This is a genomic window from Sorangium sp. So ce117, assembly GCF_051524395.1.
GTDB classification, from domain to species: Bacteria; Myxococcota_A; Polyangia; order Polyangiales; family Polyangiaceae; genus Sorangium; species Sorangium cellulosum_B.
The window spans coordinates 10644089-10670353 of record NZ_CP150309.1; the positions used below are offsets into that span (position 1 = coordinate 10644089).

Here is a 26265-nt window from a genome sequence, read left to right on the forward strand (position 1 = left end):
CCGGCGGTCACAGGGAGCCCTCCTCGGTAGCGCCGAGCGCGTCGATCGACGTGTCCAGCAGATCGAGCGCGGTCACCGCGCCGCTCTCGCGAAGGCGACCGACCGTCGACAGGGGCTCGAGCGCCGCCGCGGCGAAGTGGCGCCCAGCGGGCACCTGGCCCTGGTCCACCGCCAGCGTGGTGAGCGCGGCCAGGGTCCCTGTGAGCTCGGCGTTGCGCCGTCCGCGCATCACCAGCGTGCGCGTGACCGGGGCGCCGTCTCGCAGGCCGTCGAGCTGCGCGACGAGGAGGACGTGCGGCTCCCGTCCAGCGAGGTCGAGCAAGCTGGCCCGGCATAACGCCGCGACCGCCTCGCGGCGTTCGAGGCTGCGCGCGCGGTCGAAGGCCGTGAGGATGTGCTGGCCGGTGATGACAGTATACCAGTCTCCGCGAGCGAGCCGGAGCGACGCCGCGAGCCGCTCCCCTTCGGTGTTGAGGTAAGGCAGCAAGGTCGCCGGACCGGGGAAGAACGGGACTTCCACGTTGCGCGTGCGGGTCAGCACCCCGGAGCGACGCCCCTCTCGCCATGCCGCGAGCGGCTCACTCACCCCGTCCGTGGCCGCCTGGAGGTAGTCGTCCGCGGCGACCTCGGTGAAGCGGTCCAGCACGCCGAAATAGCTGCGCATGCCGTGAACCTGGCTGAAAGCACGCTGCGCCGCCCATCGCGGCAAGAGCGCGGTGAGGCCAGGCTGCAGCCCCGCCGAGAGCACGGCCACGCGCCCGCGGGTGCGGTACGCCTCGTCGTCCAGGAGCGCGTACAGCGCATCGTCGCCGGCGGCGTCCACGTAGTCGGCGCCTGCTTCCACGGCTGCCCTCGCCGCGCGGTCCGCGATGGCGTGAGATGGACCGGCGCAGTTGAGCACGATCCGACACCCACCGACGAAGCGACGCAACGACGCGTCGTCCCGAAAATCGACCGCCCGGTGCTCGACCGCTCCCACGGACAGCTCCTTCGCGAAGCGGCGGGCCGCTTCGAGGTTGCGCCCGCCGATCCGCAGCGGCCCGACGCCGAGCGACACGAGCCGCCGGGCCGCTTGCGCGCCGACGTCGCCATAACCTCCCAAGATGCCGATCGTCATCCCGCAGCCTCCACCAGCCGCCATCCGTGGGCGCGGCGGCGCTCGTTCCAGAACGCCGTGTACCGCCCGTTGCGCGCCAGGAGCTCCTGATGCGTTCCCGCCTCGACGATGCGGCCGCCGTCGAGCACGAGGATCTGATCCGCGGACACGATGGTCGGCAGCCGGTGCGCGATGACCAGCAGGGTCGACCGATTCATCAATGTGCGCATCGCGCTCTGGATGTAGCGCTCGTTCTCCGGGTCGAGCGCCGCCGTCGCCTCGTCCAGCAGCACGATGGGAGCGCCCTTGAGCACGGCTCGGGCGACCGACACCCGCTGGCGCTCCCCGCCGGACAGCGACGCTCCGCCCTCGCCGACCCGGGTCTTCAGGCCCTGCGGGAGGCGCTCGATGATCTCCTCCACGCCCGCCAGGCGGGCTGCCTCGCGCACCTCGGCGTCCGTGGCGTCCAGCCGGCCCACCCGGATGTTTGCCTCGAGCGTGTCATCGAACAGATAGACGTCCTGCATGACGAGCGACAGCTGCGTCATCAGGTCTTCCGTGGAGAGCTCGCGGACATCCACGCCGCCCACCCGCACCGAGCCCGCGTCGACATCGAAGAACCGCGCGATCAGCCGTGTTATCGTGGTCTTCCCGGAGCCGGATGCCCCGATGATCGCCGTCATCGTCCTCGGCGCTATCCGGAAAGACACATCACGGAGCACGGGAGCGCCCGGCTGATAGCCGAACAGGGCATCGGAGAACTCGATCTCCCCCGGCGCCGCGACGGGCCTGGAGCGCTCCGGCTCGGGCAGCGGCGCCTCATCGAAGATGGCGGACAGCCGCTCCAGATCGTTGCCCGCCATCCGCAAGAGCCCGCTCCGCCCCGCGGCCTCGGCCAGCGGCCCCACGAACCTGGCGGCCAGCGCCAGGAGCGCGACGAGCTCGATCGGATCGATCGACCGATCGAGGGCGCGCACCACGCCGACCGCGATCAGCGCGGCGAACGCGAGCTGCACCGACAGACCGCCCGCGAGCAACCTGGGGAAGGTCTGACGCAGCATCGACCCGCCCGCGGCGCGCTGCCCATCGATCGCCTCCTCCAGCGGCGCATAACCCCCCGTGGCCCGACCGAAAGCGCGCAGCACCTGCTGGTTGCGCGCGAACTCGACGACCCGGTTGCTGGCGAGCGCCCCCGCGGCGTCGACCTGCTCCTCGGTGCGGCCGATCCACGCCGACGACCAGCGGTGCGTCAGGTAGATCAGCGGCGTGCAGGCGATGGCCGTCAACCCGAGCTGCCAGTCGAAGAACAGCATGGCGACGGCGATCGTCGCGGGCGTCAGGATGCCGCTCACCACCGGGGTCAGGAGGTGGGCAAACACGTTGGTGACCATCATGGTGCCGCCCGTCGCGCTCCGTGAGAGACGGCCGACCTTCTCCGAGGAGAACCAGCCGATCGGCAGGCGGGCGACGTGGTTGCCGAGCCGGTCGTGCAGCGTGGTCAGGACGACCAGCGCGAGCGCGAAGCCCTTCATCGTCTGCTGGTAACGGGCCACGCACGTCACCGCGACGACCGCGGCCAGGAGGAGCAGCCAGCGCAGCGCCTCGCCCAGGTCCCCGCCGAGCAGCGCCTTGAGGACCGGGACGAGGAACGCCATCGCCACCCCTTGAACGACGGAGTAGACGATGAGCCAGCCGAAATAGACGTGCAGCGCCCTTGCGTGCTGCGGTCCCAGGATCTTGGTCAGTTGCCGGATCATGAGGCCACCTCCACCGCTGAAGTGGCAACCGCCATGTCGTTCTCGGCGTAGGCACGCCACATCCTCGCGTAGAGCCCGTCCGCGGCGAGCAGCGCGGAATGCGTGCCGCGCTCGCGCACGCGGCCCTCGTCGAGCACGACGATCTGGTCGACGCCGGTGATCGTCGCCAGCCGGTGGGCGATGACGATCACGGTGCGCCCGCGCGCGACCGCGGACAGCGCGTCCTGGATCTGCGCCTCTGACTCCGGATCCGCGTGCGCCGTCGCCTCGTCCAGGATCAGCACCGCGGTGTCCGCGAGCAGCGTGCGCGCGATGGACAGCCGCTGCGCCTCGCCGCCGGACAGGATGGCGTCCTCGCCGATCACGGACCGATATCCCCTGGGGAGCGCGACGAGCCGGTCGTGGATCTGCGCGGCGCGCGCGGCTTCAACGACCTCTGCGTCGCTGGCCTCGGGCCGGCCGAGACGCAGGTTGTCGGCGACCGTGCCATGCACCAGCTGGACGTCCTGCAGAACGAAGCCGACGTTCCGGTACAGCACGTCCGGCGCGATGTTTCGTATATCCACGCCGCCGAGCAGGACAGCGCCGCCGGTCACGTCATAAAACCTGGGCACCAGCTTTGCCAGCGTGGACTTCCCCGCGCCCGAGGTCCCGACGAGAGCTGTCACCGTGCCAGGCGTGCAAGCGAAGCTCACGTCGGAGAGCACGCTCCTCGAGCCGTCGTAGCTGAACGAGACGTGATCGAACTGCACCCCCGCCCCGCGCGGCGCCTGCGGCGTCGTCGTGATGGGCAATGACGGCTCGTCGAGCAGCGAGGCGACGCGCTCCGCCGCCGCCACGGCCTTGCGCTGGGCCGTGAGCCCCTGGTTCAGCGTGAGCACCGTCTGCGGGATGACCACGGCGACGAGGGTCTCGGCGAGCAGGTCGATGGGGCTCACCCAGCCCTCTCGGATGAACCAGGCGCCGACCGTCAGGCTCACCAGCATGATCACGGGCACCGAGAGGGCCATCGAGGTCAGCGCCTCGAGCCGGAGCAGCGGCCGCACCCAGCCGGCGTACCGGTCGCTGAAATCGCTGACGGCGCGCTGGTAGCTCTGGTGAGCGCGGCCCGTCTGGCCGAACGCCTTCACGACCGCGATGCCGTGTACGAACTCGACGATCGCGGCGCTCACCCTGGCGAAGCTCGCGTCGAGCTGCATCATCTTCTCGGCGAAGCCCCGCATCATCCATGCGTAAGCGACGATGTAGATGGGCAGGGTGGCGATCGCGAGCAGCGCCAGCCGAAAGTCCAGCCAGAACAGGTACAGGAGGCCGCCGAGCGGAAGGACGATCGCCGAGACGAGCTCGACATCGTGGTGCGCGACGAGGTGGTGCAGGTCCTCCAGGTCGTCCTGGACCGCTTTGCGGACCACACCTGACGTCTTGTCGGAATACCACCCCAGCGGCACCTCGCCCAGCTTGCGCACCAGCGCGCGCCGCAGGATGGCCTGAAGCCGATGGTCCGCCAGGTGAGTCACCCACAGCGCCATTCCGGTGCATGTCCATCCGACGCCGAGGCCGACCACGATGATCAGCGCGACCCCGGCCACCTTCGCGCTGTCGATCGGGCCTGACGCGACGAGGATCCGCGCGAGCTCGGCGATACCGATGAACGGGACGAGCGTCGTCAGCGCCCCGACCCCGCCCAGGAAGATCCCGAGCCGCGACAGCCCTGCTATCGGGCGGCGCAGCGCGCGGAGCGCCCCGGCCTTCTGCTGATTCTCTCTCATGTGTGGCGCAACGATACCGCGAGGTGCTCGGCCACGACATTCACATGCGGCGGCTCGATGACGCTGAAATGGTTGCCAGGCACGTCGATCAGCTTGAACTCGCCGAGGCAGACGCCTTCCCAGAACGGCGCCGTCAGGTGCCCGACGCCCGCGGTGATGCCGAAGGATTGCTCCTCGTCGCACCGCAAGAACGTCATATCGCCGACGTACGGCTCGGGATCGAACCGCGCGGCGCGCATGCTATGCCTGCAGGTCCTGAACAGCGCCGGGATGAGCTCGGGTCCGACGGGCACCCCGGCCTGGGCGGCCGCCGCCTTCGCATAGCTGGCCAGGCGCTCGTCCTGGCTGCGCGCGGACTGCCTGCGCACCGCGGCGGCGACCGATTCCAGCCCGGGGTCCCCGCCGAGCCTGGCCATCGCGCCAGCCGGAATCTTGCGGTCGTAGTCGACCATCAGCTTCTCGATGGCCCGGTACACGTCGGCGCTTTCGACGTCGTCGCCGAAGACGGCCTTCACCGGATCCAGGTTCAAGTTCGGCGCGAAGATCGCCTCGAACGCGAGCTCCTCGTCGGTCTCGATGAACATCGGAATGCTGTCGACGAGCGCCAGGTCCACCGACATGCCGCGCTCGAGCAGCCGGCGGGCCACCTCGGTGGCGAGCAGCCCGCCGAGGCAGTAGCCGATGAGCTGAAACCGCGTGAAGCCTTCATCGATGAGCCGCTGCGCGTAATCGTCGGACACGCGCGCGACGAGCTCCTTCGGGGGGATCGCGAGGTACAGCTCGGGGTCGGCGACGGCGAAGCCCAGGACGGGCCCCAGGTTCTGGGCGGCGAGCGCCCGCCCCAGGTGCTGGAAGTAATCCATGGTGCCCAGCGCCGCGTGGAACATCACGCGCGCCGGCCCGCCCCCGCCGCCGAACGAGAGGATCAACGAATTGCTGCCCTCGCGGCGCTGCGCGACCTGCGCGGTCTTGCCGCCGCTGGAGGACGCCTCCGCGCCCGGCCCAGCGCCGATCGGCGCGTGCGCGGCGCCGTCTTGCCTGCGCAGCGCTCGCGCGAGCGCGTCGACCGTCGGCTCATTGAGCATCTGCCGCAGGAGCGTGTCGTAGGCGAACGGCGCCGCTTCCGGCACCTCGTCGCGCAGTCGACCTGCCACCCTGGCGAGGATCAGCGAGTCGGCGCCGCGGTCGTAGAAGTTCTCTCCCTTGCCGATCCGCGCGATGCCGAGCGCGCTCGCCCAGATCGCACACAGCCGGCTCTCCAGCTCGTCCAGCGTCGCATCGGCCTCCTTCCCGGCGCCGTCGATGAACGCCGCGGGCCGCAGGGCGGCGAGCGCCTTGCGGTTGACCTTGCCGTTCGCCGTGAGCGGCAGCCGGTCGACGACCTGCAGATGCGCAGGCACCATGTGCGCTGGCAGCCGCTGCCCGAGGAAGCTCGTGAGCTCGTCGGTCCCGACCCGGGCTCGGTCGGTCTTGAATCGCGCAGCGAACATGTGCATGCCATAGGCCGCCATCGGATGGTCGTCGTCCGGCAGGCGGAGCACCAGCTCACCGCCGCTCTTCGCGATCAGGCCTTGCCACTGCTCGGTGGACAGGAACTTGGTGGTGCCGCGTTCCCGGTCCGCGCCCGAGGGGTCCATCATGAAGCCCTGGGTGAGCAGGACGTGCGGGTGATCGGCGGTGGGCTCGGTGAACACGAGCCACCCCGACGGCCCGAGCAGCTCCACCGCGGCCGCCACCGCGGCTTCGACGTTGCGGGTGCTGTTCAGCATTCCGGCGCACAGCACGACGTCCGCGGAGTTCGGCAGCAGGCCCTGGGCCCGGTAATCCTCGTTCAGATCGAGCTGCCCGAATCGGACCCACGGGCGCTCCCGGAGCCGCTCGCGCGCGTCGGCCAGGAAGAAGGCTGTCAGGTCCGTGAACAGGTAGTCGACGTCATGGCCGTCGAGCATCGGGAGGACCACGCCGGTGGTGGCCCCCGTGCCGGCGCCGATCTCGATCACCCGCAGGGGGGCGCCGTCCGTATGCGCGGCGGCGATCCGGTACAGGAGCGCCGCGACCGCGTGGTTGTTGTAACGCGCGATCGCGTCGTCGCGGTACACCGAGAGCGCCACGTCGTGCTTCCCTTGCGGGAACAGCAGCTCGAAGGGGTTCTGCTGGTTCTCGAGCAAGGCGTGCAGCCGCTCCACGTGCGCTCTGTGGTACTGAACGAACTCGGGCGTACACAGCCCGGACGACGACGCCAGCTCCTCGAACCGCCGCCAGGCGTCGTGGACCGCCGCCGCGTCGGCGGCCCTGCGCTGCGCGTAACGGCGGCTCTCCTCGTGGTACGTGAGCCATTCCGCCTCCGAAAGGAGCCCCAGCCAGCGGCGAACGAGCCAGTGATGGCGGTCGTGAACGCGCGCCTGGCGCAGGATCTCCTCGGCCGAGTGCGTGTCGCGCGGACCGGCGAAGAGCCCGCGCTCGGAAAACGCGTTGATCATGGACGCGAACGAGGCGTCGCGCAGCGCTCGGGTCGCGTCGGTCACCTGGGCCGCGGTCACGCCGCTGACCTCCTTGTCGGCGAACTGCCGCGCCGCAGACACGAGACGAGCCTGCGACGTGGCCAGATCCTCGTCTGAAGGCGCGCTGCGCCGCGCGAGCTCGACAAAGCCGAGCAGCGTGCGATCCGTGGAGTCCTTGCCGGCCACCACGGCCGCGGCGGCGCCGACCGCCGGATGCGCGAGCAGCGCGGCCTCGATCTCGCCGAGCTCGATCCGGTGCCCGCGAATCTTGACCTGGCTGTCCTCGCGTCCGAGAAACTCGATGGATCCGCCGGGGAGATAGCGCCCGAGATCTCCGGTCCTGTAGAGGCGCTGTCCATCGACGGGATGGTTGAAGAAGCGCGCTGCCGTGAGCTCCGGATCGCCCAGGTACCCCGCCGCAAGGCCGTGCCCGGTGATGTACAGCTCTCCAGGGACCCACACCGGCGCGTCGCGGAGCGACTCGTCGAGGACGCGGAAGCCCTGGTTGGCGAGCGGCACCCCGTAGGGGATGCTCGTCCACGCCGGATCGACCCGCTCGATGCGATGGTAATTCGACCAGATGGCCGCCTCGGTCGCGCCCCCGAGCCCGATGAGCGTCAGGTCAGGAATGAACCGGCGGATCTGGTCGGGCAGCGTGACGGGGATCCAGTCGCCGGACAGCAGCGCCATGCGCAACGAGCGAATCGCGACCGGCTCTGTTTGCAGGTAGCTCGCCAGCATCTGAAGCTGCGCAGGCACGGAGTTCCACAGGGTCACCTCATGCTTCACGAGGAGATCCGCCCAGTGGGAGGGATCGGCGCCGCGGTCGGGATCCGGGAGGACGAGCGTCCCTCCGAGGGCGAGGGTTCCGAAGATGTCGTACACGGACAGGTCGAAGCCGAGCTGGGCGAGGCCCAGCACCCGGTCCGATCCGGTCACCCCGAAGCGACGGTTGATGTCGTCGATCGTGTTCAGCGCCGCCCGGTGGGTGATCATGACCCCCTTCGGGTCACCCGTGGAGCCGGAGGTGTAGATCACGTACGCCAGCGCGTCGGGGTCGCCCATCGGGCCCACCGGGGCTTCGGGGAAGGTCTGCGCAGGCGCCAGCGTGTCCACGTCGATCACGCGCAGGCCGTCTGGCAGCTTGGCCGCCGCGGAGATCCACGACTGGGTCAGGACCTGTCGCACCGCCGCGTTCGACAGCACCTTCTCGATGCGCAGCCGTGGCTGCGTGGCGTCCAGCGGCAGATAGGCCCCGCCGGCGAGAAGGACGCCCAGCACCGCGACGACCTGCTCGATCCCCTTGTTCATGACGACGGCGACCCGGTCGCCCGCGGAACAGCCGCCGTCCCGCAGCGCCTGCGCGACGGACGCCGCCCTCATCGCGAGGTCGCGGTACGTCAAGCTGCCCGCGTGGCCGATCACCGCCACCGCGCCGGGGTCGCGGGCGGCCTGCTCCAGGAACCCTCGGTGCAAGAGGGAATCCGGCAGCGGACAGCCTGTCTGATTGACCCGCTCGCGCTCCTGCGCCTGCCATCCGGGCAACGCGACAGGCTCGATGGCCTCCCAGGCCTCGGAGCGCTCCGCGAGATCCTCCAGCAGCCGCTGCAGCGCGCCGAACATGTCGTCGATGAGGCCGTCCGGGAAGATGCCCTGACGCACGTCCCAGTTGACCTCGAGCCCGTCCGCGTCATCCATGACCTGACAATCGAGGTAGACCTGCGGGGTCTGCGTGACGCCATGGCCGAAGCGCCGGCCGCTCGTGGGTCGTCGCCGCGAGCCGAGCCCGATGGCGCTGGTGAAGACGACCGGCATCAGCGCGGCTTCCCGCCCGCGCCGGCGGGTCACCTCGCGCAGCACCTCGACCCCCGTGAACAGCCGGTGGTCGAGATCGGCGAACATCTGATCGCCGAGCCGCGCAGCCCATTCCTTGAAGCTGCGCCCGGACGCCGCCTGCACGTCCATGAGGCTGACCGACGTGAAGTCTCCGACGATCCGGTCGACGTGCGGATGCAGCGGCAGGCGGTTGAGCAGCGTGAGGTTGAGGCTGAACCGTTGACGGCGGCTCCAGCGCTGCAGCACCGCCGCATAGGCGCCCAGCACGGCGATCGAGGCCGTGAGACCTCGCTCGCCGGCGCGCTGCCGGAGGCGCTCCCAGCGCTCGGCGGACAGGCGGCTGTGGTGGCGGCGGAAGCGCACGGGCCCACCTTCCGCGGCCGGCGGAAGCGTCGGGAGCTCGGGCGCGGGGGGCAGGTCGTTGACGCGCGAGAGCCAGTACTGGCGGTCACGCTGGTAACGCCCGGTCTCGCGCAGCCGCCGCTCCGCGAAGATGTAATCGCGAAAGCGGAGGTCCAGCGGTCGCAGCTCGTCGCTGCGGCCGGCGAGGATGAGGTCGAGCTCCTCGAAGAAGATCCCGGCGCTCGCCCAGTCGGCGATCAGCGAGTCGAGCGAGAAGTGCACGACGTCGCCGCCGCTGGTGCGGGTATGCCGCAGCTCGAACAGCGGCCATGCGGTGGTCTCGTACATCCGGTGGTCCATCTCGGCGCGGATGCCGCATAGCGCGCGCTCCACCTCGGCGGCGGACGCGCCGCGGAGGTCCGTCGACTGGATGGGGTACCGAGGCACCGTGGGCAGGACGCGCTGGTAGCCGTCCTGCTCGATGACGGCGCGCAGCATCTCATGCCGCTCGATCAGCAGGTTCCAGGCGTCGGTGAGGCGCGCGGGGTCGAGCTCTGGATACGTCACCTCCAGGTACCCGTGGCAGGCGACGCCGCCGTAACCGAAGGAGCTCTGGCGCCCCAGCAGGTAGGCCGTCTGCACGTCGGTGAGCGGAAACGGCTCATGACGCCCCTGCTCGTCCGCGGCGACGACCACCCCCTGGTTTGCTGCCAGAAAATCGATGATCTGCGCCTTGTGCGTGCGCAGCACGGTCATCTTGTCTTCCGTGAGCAAACCCTTGGGCGCACGGAACCGGAGCTGCCCCGATTCCGTCCACAGATCGACACCCAGCGTCTTCAGCTCTTCGATGATCCCGGCAACGGGCATGGACGTAAGCTCCTGTAGCTTGTTGACGACAAGCGTCACATCAGACGATGAACTCTCCGGCGAAGCGCTCTCCCGCGCGCCGGGCTCCGGCGCGCCACCGCGGCGGACGCCGCTAGAGCACGCCCTCCTCGATCTCCTGGCCGGCCTCGTGCTCGGCGGCGAGCGCCGCTGCGACCTCGCGCAGCGTCGGTCCGTTGAACAGGCGCCTCAGCGGCAGCATGATGGCGTGGCGCTGATTCACGGCCTCGATGAAGCGCGTCGCGAGGAGGCTGTCGCCGCCCAGCTGGAAGAAGCTCTGATGGCGGCCGACGTCGGCGACGGCCAGGAGCTCGCTCCAGAGCGCCGCGACGGCATGCTCCCATTCACCCTGCGGGGGCTCGACCTCGCGGGCGTCGGGCTCGGCTTCCGCCGAGATCAGCCTGACGATCTCGGCATGGTTGACCTTGCCGTTCGCGCTGAGCGGCAGCTGGGCCAGCACCACGATCCTCTCTGGCACCATGTGAATCGGCAGGCTCAGGGTGACATGGTCGCGCAGCTGCTCCGCGCTGAGCTCCGCGGCAGCAGGGACCACGGCGGCGGCGAGGCGCCCGGAGGCCGCCACGGCCACCGCATTCCGCACGCCCGGGTGCGACCTCAGAGCGGCTTCCACCTCGCCGAGCTCGATGCGATGCCCTCGGATCTTGACCTGAGTGTCGGTGCGGCCGAGGAACTCCAGCGCGCCGTCGGGCCAGTAACGCCCGACGTCGCCCGTGCGATACCACCGCGCGCCGTCTCCGACGAACTTGCGAGCCGTCAGATCCGGCGCGGCGCAGTAACCGCGCGCCACCCCGAGACCGCCGATCCACAGCTCGCCCGGCACCCAGTCCGGACAGTCGCGGCCATGCGCGTCCACCACGCGGAAGAGCTGGTTGCGCAAGGGATAGCCGTAGGGGATCGAACGCCACGACGGCTGGACCCCATCGACCTCGAAGAAGTTGGACCAGATCGAGGCCTCGGTGGCGCCGCCGAGCGCGATGAACCGACACCCGGGCCGCTGCGCGGCGAGCCGCCCGGGCAGATCCGTCCTGATCCAGTCACCCGAGACGAGCGCCAGACGGAGGGCGCCCGGCGGCTCCGCCGCGCTGCTGACGATGAGCAGCATGTCGAGCAAGGTCGGAACGCTGTTCCAGATCGTCACCTCATGCCGACACACCAGCTCATGCCAGCGCCTCGCATCGCGCCGCGATTCCTCCTCGATCAAGACCAGCGAGCCGCCGGAGGACAGCAGACCGAAGATATCGTAGACAGACAGATCGAAATCCAGCGCAGACACGGCCAGGACGCGGTCTTCCGGGCCGACGCCGAAGCGTTGATTGATGTCCAGCACCGTGTTCAGCGCGGCGCGATGGGTGATTTCAACGCCCTTCGGCTCGCCGGTCGATCCGGAGGTGAAGATGATGTAAGCCAGCTGCTCTGCGTCGATCGCCGCCGGGCTCGGCGCGGGCGCGGACGCCATCACCTGTCCGAACACACACGGACGAACGCCCTCCGGCCAGCACCTCGGCTCCGGGCCGGTGACGACGACGCGGACCCCTGCCTGTCCCAGCATCCGGTCGCGGCGCGCATCGGGTTGATCCACCCCGACCGGCAGGTAGGCGGCTCCGGCCGCCAGCACGCCCAGCACCGCGGCGATCTGATCGGGCCCCTTGGGCAGGTTCACGGCGACGACATCGCCTGTCGCCACACCGTGCTCGGCCAGCGCCGCCGAGAGGCGCAGCGCGCGCGACGCGAGCTCGCCGTAGCTCATCACCTCGGCCTCGCCCCAGCGCAATGCGATCCGCTGCGGCTGCTCGCGCGCCAGGTCGAAGAACGCGCGGTGAAGGCTCTGCCGTGGGCTCTCTCCGGCGGTCGCGTTGACGAGCGCGCGCACGCGCCGCTGCGGCTCGGGCAGGAGATCGGGCACGGGCAGGTGCCACTCGGAGCTGCTCAGCCAGCTCAGCTCGCGCAGGTACGCGTCGAACATCGTGGCGATCAGGCCCGCCGGGAACAGGTCCTCGACAACGTCCCAGTTCAGGGCGATGCCGCCCTCGGCCTCGATCACCTGATGGTCGAGCCACACCTGCGGGGTCTGCGTCAGGCCCCACACCTGCTTCCTGAAGGGGCCGCTGGCCGGCGCAGCGGTGCCGCCGGGGACGCCGAGGGCGCTCGTGAACACCACCGGCATGGTCAGGCTCGGCGCGCCGCTCAGCCTTCCCAGCTCGCGAACGAGCGAGATGCTCGAGACGTCGCGATGGTCGAGCGCGTCGCCCAGCTCCCGCTGGACGCGCCGGGCTCGCGTCACCCAGCTCTCGCCGGCGGCGGGCCGGTATCCGACCAACGTGAGCGACGTGAAATCGCCCATGACCGAGTGGATGTCCGGATGCACCTCGCGGCGATCGAAGAGCGTCAGGTTGAGCGTGAGGTCGGGGCGGCTGCACCAGCGGCTGAGCACCTCGGCGAACGCCGTGAGCAGGACCGTGGACGGCGTGATGCCGTGCTCACCTGCGCGTTCGACGATGCGGCGCCATCGGCTCGCGTCGACGCTGCCCTCGTGGCGCGTGAAGCGCGGGCGCCCCACCTCGGCCGGATCTCGGGCGAGCGGCAGCTGCGGCGCCGGCGGCAGCTCTGGCAGCTTCTTCGCCCAGTACGCCCGCGCGGCGGCGAGCGCCTCCGATCCCGGCGTGCACGTCAGCACGTAGTCGCGGAAGGACAGCCCGACCGGCGGCAAAGCAGCGTCGGGAGCCTCGTAGAGCGCGGTGAGCTCCGAGTAGAAGGTGAGGATGCTGAGCGCGTCGAGGATGAGGTTGTCGAGGCTGATGCCGAGGCGCGTCCTGTCGCCCGACCGCACCGCCCGCATGCCGAACAGCGGCCAGCGGGTCGGATCGAAGACCCAGTGTGAGCAGTCGCGCCGCAGCGCCTCGTACGCCTGAGCCGGGTCTTCGCCGGCGTCGACGACCTCTATCGCGAACCGCGGCACGTCCGCGAGGATGCGTTGCTGCCCCTGCTCATCGAAGACGGCGCGCAGCATCTCGTGCCGCCGTACCAGGACGTTGACGGCCGCCTCCAGCCGCGACACGTCGAGATCGACGACGTCGTACTCGCGGTAGAACTGGCAGGCGACGCCCCCGAGCGTGAAGCTCTCGTCACGACCCAGCCAGTAGGCCCGCTGCACCTCGGTGGGCGGGAAGGGCTTATGGCGGTTCTCCGGATCGGCGACCAGGGCCGGCAGCGCCGGAGCGCTTGCGCCGAGCGACAACGTGGCAGCGAACTCGGCCAGCGTCGGACGGGCGAACAGATCGGCCAGCTTGACGCCGTCGAGGCCGACCTCGCGCAGCCGGCGCACGAGGCGTGTCGCCAGGAGGGAGTCGCCGCCCGCGGAGAAGAAGTTGTCCTCGCGGCCCACCTCCGGCACCTTGAGCAGCTCGGCCCACACCCCGGCGACCCGGCGTTCCACCTCGCCGACCGGCGCGGTCACGGTCGCCTTGGCCTGAAGGGCCATGGTGTTCACCGCTCGCTGCAAGGCTTTGCGATCGATCTTGCCGTTGAGCGTGAGCGGCAAGCTCCTGCAGCGCCACAGGTGATCCGGCACCATCACGGCGGGGAGGCGGTTCACCAGGAACTCGCGCAGATCCGCGAGCTCCGGCGGCGGTTGCCGCAGATCGATGATCTCGCCTGCCTCAGGCACATCGATCCTCGGATCATCCGAGGTGATGGCCACATAGAGCCCGCGTTCACCCAGCACCGCGACGGCCTGGCTGACGCCGGGATAACCTCCGACCGCGGCCTCGATCTCGCCGAGCTCGATGCGGTGCCCGCGCAGCTTCACCTGGAAGTCGGCGCGTCCGAGGAACTCCACGCTGCCGTCGGCCCAGTAACGCGCGCGGTCACCGGTGCGGTACCAGCGCGTCCCGTCCGCCTGGAGAAACTTGTTCGCCGTTTTCTCTCTATCGCCACGATAGCCGCGGGCCACGCCGGCGCCGCCGATCCACAGCTCGCCCGGGACGAAGTCCGGACAGTCGCGCCCCAGAGGATCGACGACGCGCAGCTGTACGTTGCCGAGGGGCTTGCCGTACGGCACCGACTTCCAGTGCGGAGGCACCTCGGTGACCTCGCAGATCGTGGAGTGGATCGCGGTCTCGGTGGTGCCGCCCAGCGCGATGAAGCGGCAGCGCGGAGCGCGCTGCGCAAGGCGGCCCGGCAGATCGAGGGTCACCCAGTCGCCGCCCAGGAGCACCGCGCGGAGCGGCAGCGGACCGGGACCGTCGCCGGCCGCAGCGAGCGTTATATCGAGCAGGGCCGGCACGCAGTTGAGGACGGTCACGCGATGGCTGCGCAGCAGCTCGACCCAGACCGCTGCGTCGCGACGCGCCGACTCCTCGACACAGACCACGGCGCCGCCGGCCGACAGCGGCGCGAAGATGTCGTACACCGACAGATCGAACTCCAGCGCAGACAGGGCGAGCGTCCGGTCGGTCGCGCCCAGCGAAAGGCGCTGGTTCAGATCATCGATGGTGTTCATCGCTGCGGCGTGCGTGATCTCCACGCCTTTCGGCTCGCCCGTCGAACCGGAGGTGAACAGGATGTAGGCGAGATCCGAGTCCTCGCCGGCCAGCGGCTCCGCCAGCGAGGCCTGCCCCTCCGGGACGTCATCGAGCACGAGGGCGGCGCCAGCGGCGTCGAGGATGCGCTGACGGCGCAGCGCGGGTTGATCCACGCTGATCGGAAGGTACGTGGCGCCGGCGGCCAGCACGCCCAGCACGGCGACGATCTGGCCCGGCCCCTTGGGCAGCTGGATCGCCACCACGTCGCCTGCGCTCACGCCGTGCTCCCGCAGGTAGCCCGCCACGCGCAGCGCGCGCTGCCGGAGCTCTCCGTACGAGATCCTGCCGCCTTGGCCCCACAGGAGAGCAGGCGCCTCCGGCTGTCGCTTCGCGAGCTCGAAGAACCCGTCGTGCAGGCGCTTGCCCGAGACGGCCGTCCTTGTCGCGTTCGCGGCGACGCGCACCTTCAGCTGCTCTCCCGGGAGCAACGCTGGCACAGGCTGCCGCCAGGCTTCCTCGTAGGCCAGCAGGCGCTCCAGCAGGCGGCCGTGCGCGTCGAACATCGCGTCCAGCACGCCCGGCGCAAACGCATCTTCACGCGCATCCAGGTTGACCAGCAGGCCGCCGTCGAGCTCCGTGACCTGCGCGTCCAGCCACACCTGCGGCCCCTGGGAGATGATCCAGGACGCCCTCCCGAAGCGCTGCTTCACCACCTCCGGAAACAGCTCGCCCAGGCCGAGCGCGCTCGTGTACACGACAGGCGCCAGCACCTGCTCGCCTCGCTGCCGGGAGAGGTCGCGCAGCACCTCGACGCCCGAATACCCCACGTGCTCGGCGTCCGCGTGGAACTGGGCCTGCAGGCGCTGCGCGCGTTCAGCGAAGGTGCCGGGCGCCGCGCCGTCCCACGCCAGGAGCACCGAGGAGGTGAAGTCGCCCACCAGCATCCCGACGTCCGGGTGCAAGGGCTCTCGGTCGAACATCGGCAGGTTCATCAAGAACCGCGGCTCCGCGCTCCAGGCGGTCAGCGTCTCGGCGAAGACCGCCGCCATCGCCATGGCCGGCGTGAGGCCGTGGCGCGCCGCCAGAGACGCGAAGGCGCGCACCTGCTCCGGAGCGAGCCAGCGATGGCGCCGCACCACCGTCGTGGCGCCCACGTTCACGTGGTAGGGCGCGGCGGGCAGCTCCGGCGCAGCGGGAAGATCGCTCAGGCGAGCTTGCCAGTACGCTCGGTCGGCGTTCCGCGACCGCTGGCCCTTGACGCTCGCGCGGCTGGCCTCGCGTTCCGCCAGGTAGCGCGGATAGCTCGTGTTGATCGGGGGCAGCGGCTGCGAGCCGGCATAGAGGTGCGAAAGGTCGGCCAGCAGCACCCGCAGGCTGAGCGCGTCGGCGGCCACCATGTCCAGGTTCACATGCAGGCGCGTGCCGCCCGCGCGGATCGCGTCCGGCAGGAGCGAGATCTGGAGTTCGAACACCTCGCCGGCAGCCAGATCCAGCGTCCGATGCGACAGCGTCCGGCGCAGCTCGGCGAGCGCCTCTTGCGCCGCCTCGGCCGACAGGGCACGCAGATCGTGGACTTTCAGCCCACGCCCGCGGCTGTCGGGCAGGATCTGCTGGCGGCCATCGCTCAGGATCTGCACGCGCAACATGCCGTGCCGCGCGAGCAGCTCCCGTACGGCAGATTCCAGCCGCGCGGGGTCGACCCGCTCGCCATCGAACTCGTTGTAGAAATGCGCGGCGACGCCGCCCAGCTGCTGGCCTTGCTCGCGGCCGACCCAGTACGCGTGCTGCATCAGCGCGAGATCGAAGGGCGCCGCCTCGTCGATGGTGGCCGCGGCGGGCGAACGCTCGTCGCGTTCGCCCCTGGTACAGCTTCGCTCTCCTATCAGCGCCTTCCAGGCGGACACCCGCGGGTTCGCCGCGAGCTCGGCGAAGTCGACCTCGATGCCTTGCCGCCGCCACCTGCCGGCGAGGCGCATCATCGTGATCGAGTCCATCCCGAGCTCGATCAGGTTGCTGTCTTCACGGACGGTCTCGGCCACCACGCCGAGCACGCTCGCGACCGTCTCCCTCAGATCCGAAGAGGCGACTTCGTCGTGCATTCGCTGTGTCTGTTCGTGCATTGGCTGACTCGTGAAAAGGCAAGCTCAAGTCCGGAACACCATGTCCCCTGCGTCACACCGGCTCGCTGGCGAACTCCGACCGCACCAGGTGGCGCGCCACGCTCTGGAGCTTCTCGCAGGTCTCCTCCAGCTCTCGCTCGGGCGTCGACTCCGCGACGATCCCGGCGCCCGCGCGCAGCCAGACGCTGCTCCCCCGCTGGAAGATCGTCCGCAGCACGAGCGCCGCATCCATCGCGCCATCGTGATCCAGCGTCAGGACCGCGCCTGAGTAGAGGCCCCGGCTCTCCGCTTCGTGCCTCCGGATCCAGTCGACAGCCTCCCTCTTCGGGATCCCCGACGCGGTGATGGCGGGGAACAGCACCTGGAACGCCGTCCAGGCCGTGTTGCCCGTCTCGAGCATGCCCGAGAGCCGTGAGGCGAGGTGCTGAACGGTCCCGCGGCAGGATATCGCCATGAACTCGTTCACGGTCACGCTCCCCTGCTTGCAGACGCGGCTGAGCTCCTCGAACGCCAGCTTCACGGACATCGCGTGCTCCGCCAGCTCCTTCGAATTGCTGAGCAGCTCGGCCCGCAGGCGCGCGTTTTCATTGTCGTCCGAGACGAGCGCCCGGGTCCCGGCGAGCGGCTGCGTCATCACCTGCCCTTCGGCGGTCACCTCGAGCACGGTCTCCGGGCTGAATCCGGCGAACTTCAGATCGCGGCAGTTGACGACGAACGATCGGGCCGGGGTGTTCTGTCGCCGCCCGGCGACGTACGTCGCGATGAGATCGACCGGCGCGGCGACCGGGACGACGCGCGACGCGATGACCTTGTGGAGCTTGCGCGCCGCGATCTCGGTCGTCGCCGCGGCCACCAGCTCCTTGTACTTCGCCGCGCCGGTCGTCTCGAGCAGCCTCGCGGGGAGCACCTCCGGCGACGGGACGGGGGGGAGGCCGGCGACGTCGCTCATCCCGCGCGCATGGCGCCGGCTCGAGGACGCGAGGACGTCCACCATCCGATCGAGCTCGTCCGAGGTCAGCGCTCGAACCAGCGCCGTGCCGCGCTGGAGGCGGATCTCGACCTCCGGGATGGTCAGGTGAAGCAGGGGCTCCGTGCCGAGGTTCGCCTCGATGCCGTGCAGCAGGTACGCGAACTCGAACGACGCCGTGCCGTACGCGCGCCAGCCACGGAGCGGGATCGACGCGAGCGCCGCCTCGACCGCGGCGAGGCAGTCCCCGCCGGGACAGCTGTGCTTTCCTGTCGCGTCGACGCGGTGCACGCCGTGTACGTCTGCAGTGAGCTCGAAGGCCGCGCCGAGGGCGACGCTCCACTCGCCGTCGCGCTCGTACACGAAGTACGTCGCGTGCGAGCCCGACCTTGCGAGCGCCGCCGCGAGGTCGATGGGGTCTGCGCCGATCGAGACGCGGCGCTCGAAGTAGTGCCGTTGATGAGAGATGTTCATGCTCGCCCCGCACGTGAGTGATGCCGTCCCGGGCTGCCTGCGCCTCGATCTCTTCGAGGGGAGCGAAGGATGGCACATCCACCCTGTCGCTCCGCATCGCTTCTGTTGTTTTTACATAAAAGTTGCTTTTGCAACATAGGTCACCTCTGGTACGAGAGGCCGCAACCGAGACGTGAGGAGCGGGAGGAGCACGTGAGCTCTTCAGCCCACGCCCCGCTCGCTACGCGCAGTGTTCCAGGCGCGAGCCACGGTCGCGCCCCCGCTTCGTGCTCGGGTGGCGAGCCTTCGAATCGGGAACAGGCGTCACGGTAAACACGTCGACCGAGCGGCAGATGGTCGAAGCGTTCCTCTTCGCGCGCCTTCCAGCATCGACCCGCAGGCCCTGCGAGGGTTCGCAGGCCTATGCGGTCGCACCCCATCCAGACGAGATTCTCGTCACGACATGACAATACGGCAGCGCCCGCCCCCGCGATCTGCGGGTCGGAGCTCACGCCGACCTGTCATGGACAGCTATCGCAAATGTACCCCTCCCGGCTCGCGACACCACGCCCGTGGAGCGTGGCCTCGCGAGCGCCGATAGGCACGACGCCGAGTCGCCTACATCTTGAAGATGCTGACTAAATGCATATACATACCAATTGCATCAGCGTCAAGCCGGGCGAACGGCGATTTCGTGCGGCGGACACGATCGCTCCCCGGAGGCGCCTCCGCGCGGAATTTAAGCGGATCTGGAGGAATTCGACCTCTCAGATCACATTCGAAAGTCTAACGAAATGAGTCGATGATGCGCTCGTCAGGCGCCTCCCTACTCAGCGCTCACCAGCGCAGCCAACGAGTCCTCCATGCCGCAGCGAAACATGTTCGTTGCACAGCCCTCATCCTCGTGACGCGCGGGGATGTGCAGGCGCGGCGCGGGCTCGCGCCGTCAATGCGGGCCTGCCTTCCATGCGTTGTCCCGCGGCGAGCGTTCGAATGAGGGCCACGCGTCGAAGACGACGAACTGGGCATCGCTCTCCAATCTTGCCGGCACGCGCGTCACGCGCGCCGGCGTCTCCTCGTCGTGGAAGCGTTGAACGATCTCGAACGAGCTGGAGACGGGCCTCCAGCCGCCCCTCTCCCACTGCGAGCGCTCGCCGCGAACCTCCAGCGCGCCGCCGTCGACGATCGCGACCGTCACATCCGAGGCCGAAGGGGGACCCAGGAGGCGGTCGGCCATGATCGGGCCTGCTGCGCGCGCGAGCGCGCCTCGGACCGGTTCTCCGGAGCGCACCATGTCGGCGACCCGCGTCGCTGCGTGCAACGCCTCGGCGTCTCCGGTGGCCTGCGCCCATGCGAGGGTCTCCAGCGGAGCGTACGCCACGACCCAGCTGGCCGCGCCGTCATCGGCCAGACCCGACACGGGCGCGTCGAGGGCGCCGAGCGCATCCGCGACGTCGTCGCTGCGGCGATCCAGGAGCGCGAGCCACGCGTCACCGCCATCGGACCGCCGCACGCATTCGAGCCCGATCCACCCCGCGACGCCGTTGATGAGCCACCGCGCCCCCGGCTCCGCGCGCAGATCGGCGCGGTCCGCGAGCGAGCGCGCGGCGAGCGCCTCGGCCACCGCGGCCCGTCGCTTCAGGCGTCCGGCGCCGGACGCGGCCACGTCCCAGCCGTCCCCTTCCGGCAGCCACAGGACCGCGCCATGGGCCCGGATCTCGCCGAGGTCGCGAGGCGCCTGCACGACCGTCGTCACCTCCGGGATGGCCCCGAGCCGCGCCTGAACACACTCGCCCATCGTCTGGACGTCCTCCAGGACCTCGCGCGCCGTACCGGAGCGCGACGGGCCATGCCACGCCGTGAGGCCCTCCTGCCGCAGCTGTCTCGGCTCCGCCCCCCTCGGCAGCCACGCCACGGCGAAGTCGAGGCCTTGTGTCGTGCTCCCCTCGACAGGCGTGCTCACGCCTTGCTCGGAGAACGACACCGACCAGCGCCACCGGCCCGCCGGCGCCACGGCGAGGGCGGGTACCAGCGCATTCCTGTCGAGCGCGCCGGGGCGCTCCGCGAGCCCCAGCGCGCGACGTGTGGACGGAGATCGCAGCGCTCGCTCTCCGTCGTGCCCGAGCCGCGGGACGAGATCGGCCGCGCGCGCCCACACGCCGGAGCCGTCCAGCCAGGGCGCCTCCCCCTCGGCGAACCAGCGGGGCGACGCGATCCTGATCTCGAGCTCGACGTCGCACCCGCTCTGCGCGCAGCTGCCCAGATCGACCATGAAGTGCTCGTTCGCCGTGACGACCTCACGAGGGGAGCCGTCGACCTGTGCGCTGTCGATATCCATCCCGGTGCGCAGGCTCCCGTGCAGCTTCGCCGCGCTGGCCCGTACTCCCCGCAGCGTCCAGCGGACGTGGGCGGTGCGCGCGGACGGCGCGATCTTCGCCTCGACCTCTCCGCCCTCCACGGAGAACGCCGACGCCTCCGGCCAGAAACGGGCCTCCCAGGCCGCGTCGGCGGCGTTCTCCTCGCTCTTCGATGCGAAGCCGCTCTGCACCACGATCTGCTCGTGCAAGATCGTCGATGAGCAAGCGATCACAAAGAGGCTGAGGGCCGCCAGGGCTCCCGCGCCCTGGGCGAGCTGCCGCGCTGCCCCGCGCCATCGATCGATCCTCCTCAGGGCCGTGCCGCGCGGGTAGGCGAGCCACGCGAAGGCCACGGCGAGGCCGACGCAGCCGAGCTTCAGGACACCCATCTCGAGCACCGGCAGGAGCCACGGCGACCACCCCGAAAGCTCGGAGAGGGCGACATGCACCGGGATCCCCAGCTGCGCTGGGGGATACGAGACGATGTCGATCTCGTGATTCACGAGCGCGATGAACGCAGCCAGCATCGACGCGGCGTACCCCGTACCGGGCGAACGCACGAGCGCGTGGACGAGGAACGTGATCGCGCCGAGCTCCAGCAGGGCGGGCGCGGCGACGAGCGCGTTCACGAGCAGCGCATTCCACGGCTCGAAGCTCGAAGGGAGGGTGAGACCTGTCACGATCCACGCCGAGAGCGTCGGCGCCAGGGCCATGACCGCCGTCAACAGGAGGGCGGCGACGGCGCGGCCCACCACGCGTGTGCCGAGCGGCGCCAGCGTCGCGTCGATCATCTCGTCGAACCCGGATTGCTGATCTCGACGAGCGAGCGCCCCCACGAACCCCGCCACGGCGAACACGGAGAACACGTAACAAAGGCGGATGAGGAACGGCGCGAGCAGCGCAGGCCGTGGGACCAGCGGCCCCTCGGCGTGCCCGATCACATGGTAGAAGGCGCCTGCCACGTTCATGAGGGTCCAGAGCGCGACCGCGGTACGGAACGCCCACCCTCGCGTCGTCAGCGAGAGGTGCCAGCGCGCCTCGGACAGCGTCGCGCGGAGCCAGGATGGCGCCGTGATCGGCGGCAGCGCTGCGACGGCGGGCGCGGCGGGCGCGGCGGCACGAAAGGTCGCCTCGCCGCTCGGCGACGGCTTGCCGGCCCGCCCGAGCACGAGCGACTCGCGCCCGTGCCGCACGAGCGCGAACGCCAGGATTGCGAGGGGGACCAGGCTCCAGAGGAGCCGATTGACGAGGAGCGGCGCGGTCATGGCCAGCTGCGCCGTCGCCTTTTCGTGCGGCGTCCAGCGCTTCGTCTGCGCCTCCGCCTCCCCGAAGCCGCTCACGTCGACCACGGTCGCGATGTCCGTGTGCAGGTCACCGCCTCGCAGGACGATCATGGCCACCATCCAGATCAGGATGACCACCGCCGCCACGGCGAACGGACCGGCCGTGCTCCGGGTCCGGAGCGCCGCGGTCAGGTAGAGCGCCCCGAGGCCGATGGCCGACGGCACCACGAAGAGCGCCCACGACGACGCGATCGCCACGATCGGCGTGGGCCCGACCGCCTCTTTGGGGAACACCCCGAGCGCGGCGAGCCCGGGGACGAGCAGAAAGCCGAGCGAGCTCGCCGAGCCCAGGATGCAAGCGAGCCCGACCGCGCCGACGTAGCGCGAGATCAGCAGCCCGCGAAGCGACACGGGCGCGGAGAGCACCAGCTCGTGGAGCCCCGCCGCGCGATCCCGCGTGACGACCTGCGCGAAGATCCACGCCCACGCGAAGATGAGCCAGAACGACTGCCCGGAGGTCATCAGGAAGACCACATGCGGGCTGTTGCGCGCGACGTCTGCCCCGCCCATGTCGCGCAGGTACTCCGCGCTGGAGAGCATGATGAACAGATAGCCGACGAGGCCGACGAACATGAGCGGGACGAGCGAGGTACGCAGCCCCGCCCGCAGCTCGTGCCACGCCTCGACGGCGTAGATGCGCGCCGAGCTCATGCGGCCTCCGCCTGTCGCGACTCGGCCAGCAGGTAATGATAGGCATCGTCGAGCTTGGGCGCGTGAGCGACGAAGCCGTCGCCGGGCGACACATCACGCACCACGACGGCGCGGGTGCCGCTCGGCGTGGGCGAGACGTTCAGCGCATCGTCGGGGATCGGCTCGCCCCGCGCGTACGTCCGCGTCCACAGGCGGCCCGCGAGCGGCGCGGTGAGCTCGGCCGGCGCTCCCTCGGCGACCACGCGCCCCCGGTTGACGATCGACAGCCTCCCGCAGAGGTTCTCCACGTCGTCCACGATGTGCGTCGAGAGCAGCACGACGGCCTCCGCGGCGACCTCCGCGAGCACGCGATGAAAGTGGTTGCGCTCGGCCGGATCGAGGCCGGCGGTCGGCTCGTCCACGATGAGGAGCTGCGGAGATCCCACGAGCGCGAGCGCGATGCCGAACCGCCGCAGCATGCCCCCGGAGTACGTCGCGACCTCGCGGTGGCCGACGTCGCTCAGGTTGACGCGCGCGAGCAGCGTCGAGATCTCGGCGTCGCGCTCGCGGCGGTCCGTGCGCCCCTTCAGCCATGCGAATCGCTCGAGCAGAGACCGCCCCGTCACTCCCGGGTACGCGCCGATCTGCTGCGGGAGGTACCCGAGGCGGCGGCGGAGGCGGTCAGGAGACGCAATGACGTCGATCCCGTTGAACGTGATCGTCCCCGCGTCCGGCGTCTGGAGCGTGGCGAGCGTGCGCATCAACGTGCTCTTGCCCGCGCCGTTTGGACCGAGGAGCCCGTAGAGCCCCGGTCCGACGTCCAGGTGGACGCCGTTCAGCGCTCGAACGCCGTTGGCGTACGTCTTCGTCAACCCCTTCACGATCAGCCCGTTCGAGTTGGACATGGGATCCCTCCGCCTCTTGTTCAGCGCACGCGCAAGACGCTCCACGTGACGCCAGGCATCGTCAGCGCGCGCGCGGGCGCGCCGTCTCCGGTCGTCCGCACCAGCGTTGTCGACTCGAAGCCTGTCGTTGACTCGTTCTCGTAGGCTTGTTCGTCCACCTCGAACACCTTGATGCCGCCGGCGAGCGGCTGGCGATCGAGGCGCTCGGCCGATCCCGGATCGTCGAGCTGGATGCGCCACGTCTGCCAGTCCTGCGCCGCGTACGCCTCCAGATGGGTGGCGTCGGCGCCGGGCGAGAAGCTGCCGGTGTCCAGCACGCGCACGTACGCCACGCCGTCGGAGCCAGGGATCAGGCCGCCGGTGGGTCCGCCGGTCACATCGTTGAGCGCCACGATATCGGTGTCGAGCTCGTCCTGGCCCGCAGCCATGCGCGCCATGCACGGCGCAGGAGCTCTCTCCGGGTCGGTCATGAAGACCGAGGCGACATAGGGATCGGACGAGAAATAGATGTCTCCGCCCGGCGCCTTCACCGTGTTGAGGAGGCCTCCGCAAGGCGCGGCCTTCACCTCGAACGAGCCGTCGGTCGGATCGAAGAAGAGGATCTTCGACTCGCTGGCCACGCGATCGTACGCCGCGCTCACGCCGTACAGCGGAGCGACGAGCCGGCCGCCGTGCTCACGAAGGTTGGGCTCCCCGAGGAACGTGTAGTCCGCGGCGTCGATCTGCGCGTCCGACACGTCGATGCGCCGGGAGATCTCCATGGCGGCGAGGTCGAGCTCGAGCACCTGCCCCGAGACGAGATCGAAGAGGAACCCTCGGTCCGGGCCGTCGAACGCCATCTTCTCCGCGAGGAGGACGGAGATCCCGGCTCCGCCGAGCCCGAGACGAGCGTCGAGCTCCGGTTTGCCGGCGACCACCCTGTATTTCGAGATGGTGAGATCTTCGGAGCTCACGAGATAGAACACCTCGGTTCGCGGGACTCCCCAGATAGAGCCTCTCCCGGGCAGCTCGAGGGCCTCGTCCAGGCGGACGGCCCCTCCGCTCAGGTCGTCGACCACCCAGACGAACACGGTGCTGTTCGTGAAGTCAGTGTCCTCGATGCGGCTGACGATGGCATAGCGGGGACCGCCGTCGTCCGGCGCCTCGACGCCGCTCTCCCCGGGATCGCTGCCACAACCAGCCATGAGCGGCAGGGACAAGAGGCACGTTATCGCGAGCGGCCATCGCGCGCGTCCCATCACGTTCACGCATCGTTCCGTGAGTCGCCGCCCTTGCTCGCCGCGCCGGGCGCTCGAGCGTGCGGCGGCCTCGACCTCGAGGAGCCTGGTGGTACCTGAAGAGTTCATCTCTCGCTTCCTTTCTCGCGTCGGGCTTCGCTAGGGCGCGCCCGTGGATCGCGAATGTCGCGTGAACCTCACGCGGATGGGCGGCGACGTCGCCGTGATGAGCTGGCCTCCCTCGTCGGCGGCGGGCAGGAATCGCTGCTTGCGAGCGCACGCGAGCGACATCTGGCCGAAGCCGTATCCCGGGTCCGAGAGGAGCTCCGCCGAGGCGACGGTGCCGTCCGAACGAACGACGGTGCGAATGACCACCGTTTGCTCGTCCACCGAGAGCGCGTCCGCTTCTCGCGGCCAGGGGCAATTCCATTCCCGCGCGGGCTGCCCGACAGGCCTTGCGCGCGAGGGGCCTCCCTGCCGGCGCTCCGGCGGAGCGCTCGGGTCCACACGCGCGGCGTTCACCGCCTGCGCGCTCGTCCCCGCAGAGGAGGTGACACCGCCGGCATACCGCTCTCCGCGGCCAACGGCGATGTCGAACCCGGTGAAATCGAGCGGCGCAGCCCCGTTCTCCGCCAGGGCGACCTGCCCTGCCTGCGCGGGCGGTGGAGGCGCGGCGGGAGCGGCAGGCGCCCGAGGAGCGGCAGGAGCGGCCGCGCGCGCGGGGGAGCGCTCGGCGGCCCTGGGCGCCGGAGCTTCCGCCTGCGGCGAGGGGCTCGGTGGCGACGGCGGTGGGGCCAGATTGACCACGTGCTCCACCTGCAGCGGCGGGCGCGCGTCGCGCTGGCTCGCCGTCGTGTCGTCCGGGCCCAGGCGGAACGCGATGATCCCGACCGTGCCCTGCATGACGGCCGCCGGCATGAGCGCGAGCACGAGCGCTCGGGCCGAATGCTCCTTGACGGCCCCCAGGACGATCCCGGCCGTGCTGTCGGCCGCGAACGCGCGGGCTCCTCCCCTCGCGCGCCGGGGCTGGACGTGGGAGCGCGCCGCGTCGAGGACGATGCCGGCGACGCTCTCGGGGTGGAATTCCGACTTAATCATGGTGGCCCGTCCTCTCCGCCGCATGGGCCTCGGCCTCCGGGCGGACTGCGCCGAAGGCGACACGCGCGATCCCCGCGGCTTTCAGCGTGTCGAGCACCGTCATCACGCGGCCGTGCGAGGCGGCGCGGTCGGCCTGGATCACGGCCCGGAGCTGCGGATCGCGCGTCAGGGCCGCCCGCGCGCGCTCGCGGAGCGCCGCATCGTCGATCGCGGCCCCGTCGACCTGCGCGGGCCCCTCCGCGGGCAGCACCACGCTCAGCACCGCCTGGACCTCTTCACTCTGCGACGCGTGCGGCAGATCCAGCGGCACGGCGGGCGCGACAACGATCTTCGCGGTGACGATGAAGATGATCAAGAGGACCAGCGTGATGTCGACGAGCGGCGTCACGTTGATCCCTTCGATGATCCCGCCGCGGCGGGCTCTCGCGCTCTGCCCGGCGCTCGCCAT

General features: G+C 70.4%; 11 protein-coding genes. All 11 read right to left on the reverse strand.

What is annotated here, in order from left to right; genetic code table 11:
• Nucleotides 1-7: 7 nt before the first annotated feature.
• A complete protein-coding gene (locus WMF46_RS39905) occupies nt 8-1117 on the reverse strand; it encodes a saccharopine dehydrogenase NADP-binding domain-containing protein (protein ID WP_437982006.1) in 1110 nt (369 codons plus the stop codon).
• Nucleotides 1114-2853 (reverse strand): ABC transporter ATP-binding protein, encoded by a 1740-nt coding sequence (locus WMF46_RS39910; protein WP_437982007.1) that lies wholly within the window; start codon nt 2851-2853, stop codon nt 1114-1116. Before WMF46_RS39910 ends, WMF46_RS39905 begins: the two co-directional genes overlap by 4 nt.
• Nucleotides 2850-4622 (reverse strand): ABC transporter ATP-binding protein, encoded by a 1773-nt coding sequence (locus tag WMF46_RS39915; RefSeq protein ID WP_437982008.1) that lies wholly within the window; start codon nt 4620-4622, stop codon nt 2850-2852. The genes WMF46_RS39910 and WMF46_RS39915 overlap by 4 nt, the downstream gene beginning before the upstream one ends.
• Nucleotides 4619-10168, reverse strand: coding sequence for an amino acid adenylation domain-containing protein (locus tag WMF46_RS39920; RefSeq protein WP_437982009.1), 5550 nt, complete (start codon nt 10166-10168; stop codon nt 4619-4621). Before WMF46_RS39920 ends, WMF46_RS39915 begins: the two co-directional genes overlap by 4 nt.
• Before the next feature lie 112 nt (nt 10169-10280).
• On the reverse strand, nt 10281-16826 hold the full coding sequence (locus tag WMF46_RS39925) for an amino acid adenylation domain-containing protein (RefSeq protein ID WP_437987990.1): 6546 nt from the start codon (nt 16824-16826) through the stop codon (nt 10281-10283).
• Between the two features lie 73 nt (nt 16827-16899).
• The gene (locus WMF46_RS39930) at nt 16900-18288 is read right to left on the reverse strand and encodes a salicylate synthase (RefSeq protein WP_437982010.1); all 1389 of its coding nucleotides are present in this window, start codon (nt 18286-18288) and stop codon (nt 16900-16902) included.
• Between the two features lie 925 nt (nt 18289-19213).
• Nucleotides 19214-22618, reverse strand: a complete 3405-nt coding sequence (locus tag WMF46_RS39935) for an ABC transporter permease (protein WP_437982011.1) — start codon at nt 22616-22618, stop codon at nt 19214-19216.
• Nucleotides 22615-23502 (reverse strand): ABC transporter ATP-binding protein, encoded by an 888-nt coding sequence (locus WMF46_RS39940; RefSeq protein WP_437982012.1) that lies wholly within the window; start codon nt 23500-23502, stop codon nt 22615-22617. Before WMF46_RS39940 ends, WMF46_RS39935 begins: the two co-directional genes overlap by 4 nt.
• 20 nt (nt 23503-23522) lie before the next feature.
• The gene (locus WMF46_RS39945) at nt 23523-24848 is read right to left on the reverse strand and encodes a hypothetical protein (RefSeq protein ID WP_437982013.1); all 1326 of its coding nucleotides are present in this window, start codon (nt 24846-24848) and stop codon (nt 23523-23525) included.
• Nucleotides 24849-24878: 30 nt separating this feature from the next.
• Nucleotides 24879-25817, reverse strand: coding sequence for a ferric siderophore ABC transporter substrate-binding protein (locus WMF46_RS39950; RefSeq protein ID WP_437982014.1), 939 nt, complete (start codon nt 25815-25817; stop codon nt 24879-24881).
• On the reverse strand, nt 25810-26265 hold the full coding sequence (locus WMF46_RS39955) for an ExbD/TolR family protein (protein ID WP_437982015.1): 456 nt from the start codon (nt 26263-26265) through the stop codon (nt 25810-25812). Before WMF46_RS39955 ends, WMF46_RS39950 begins: the two co-directional genes overlap by 8 nt.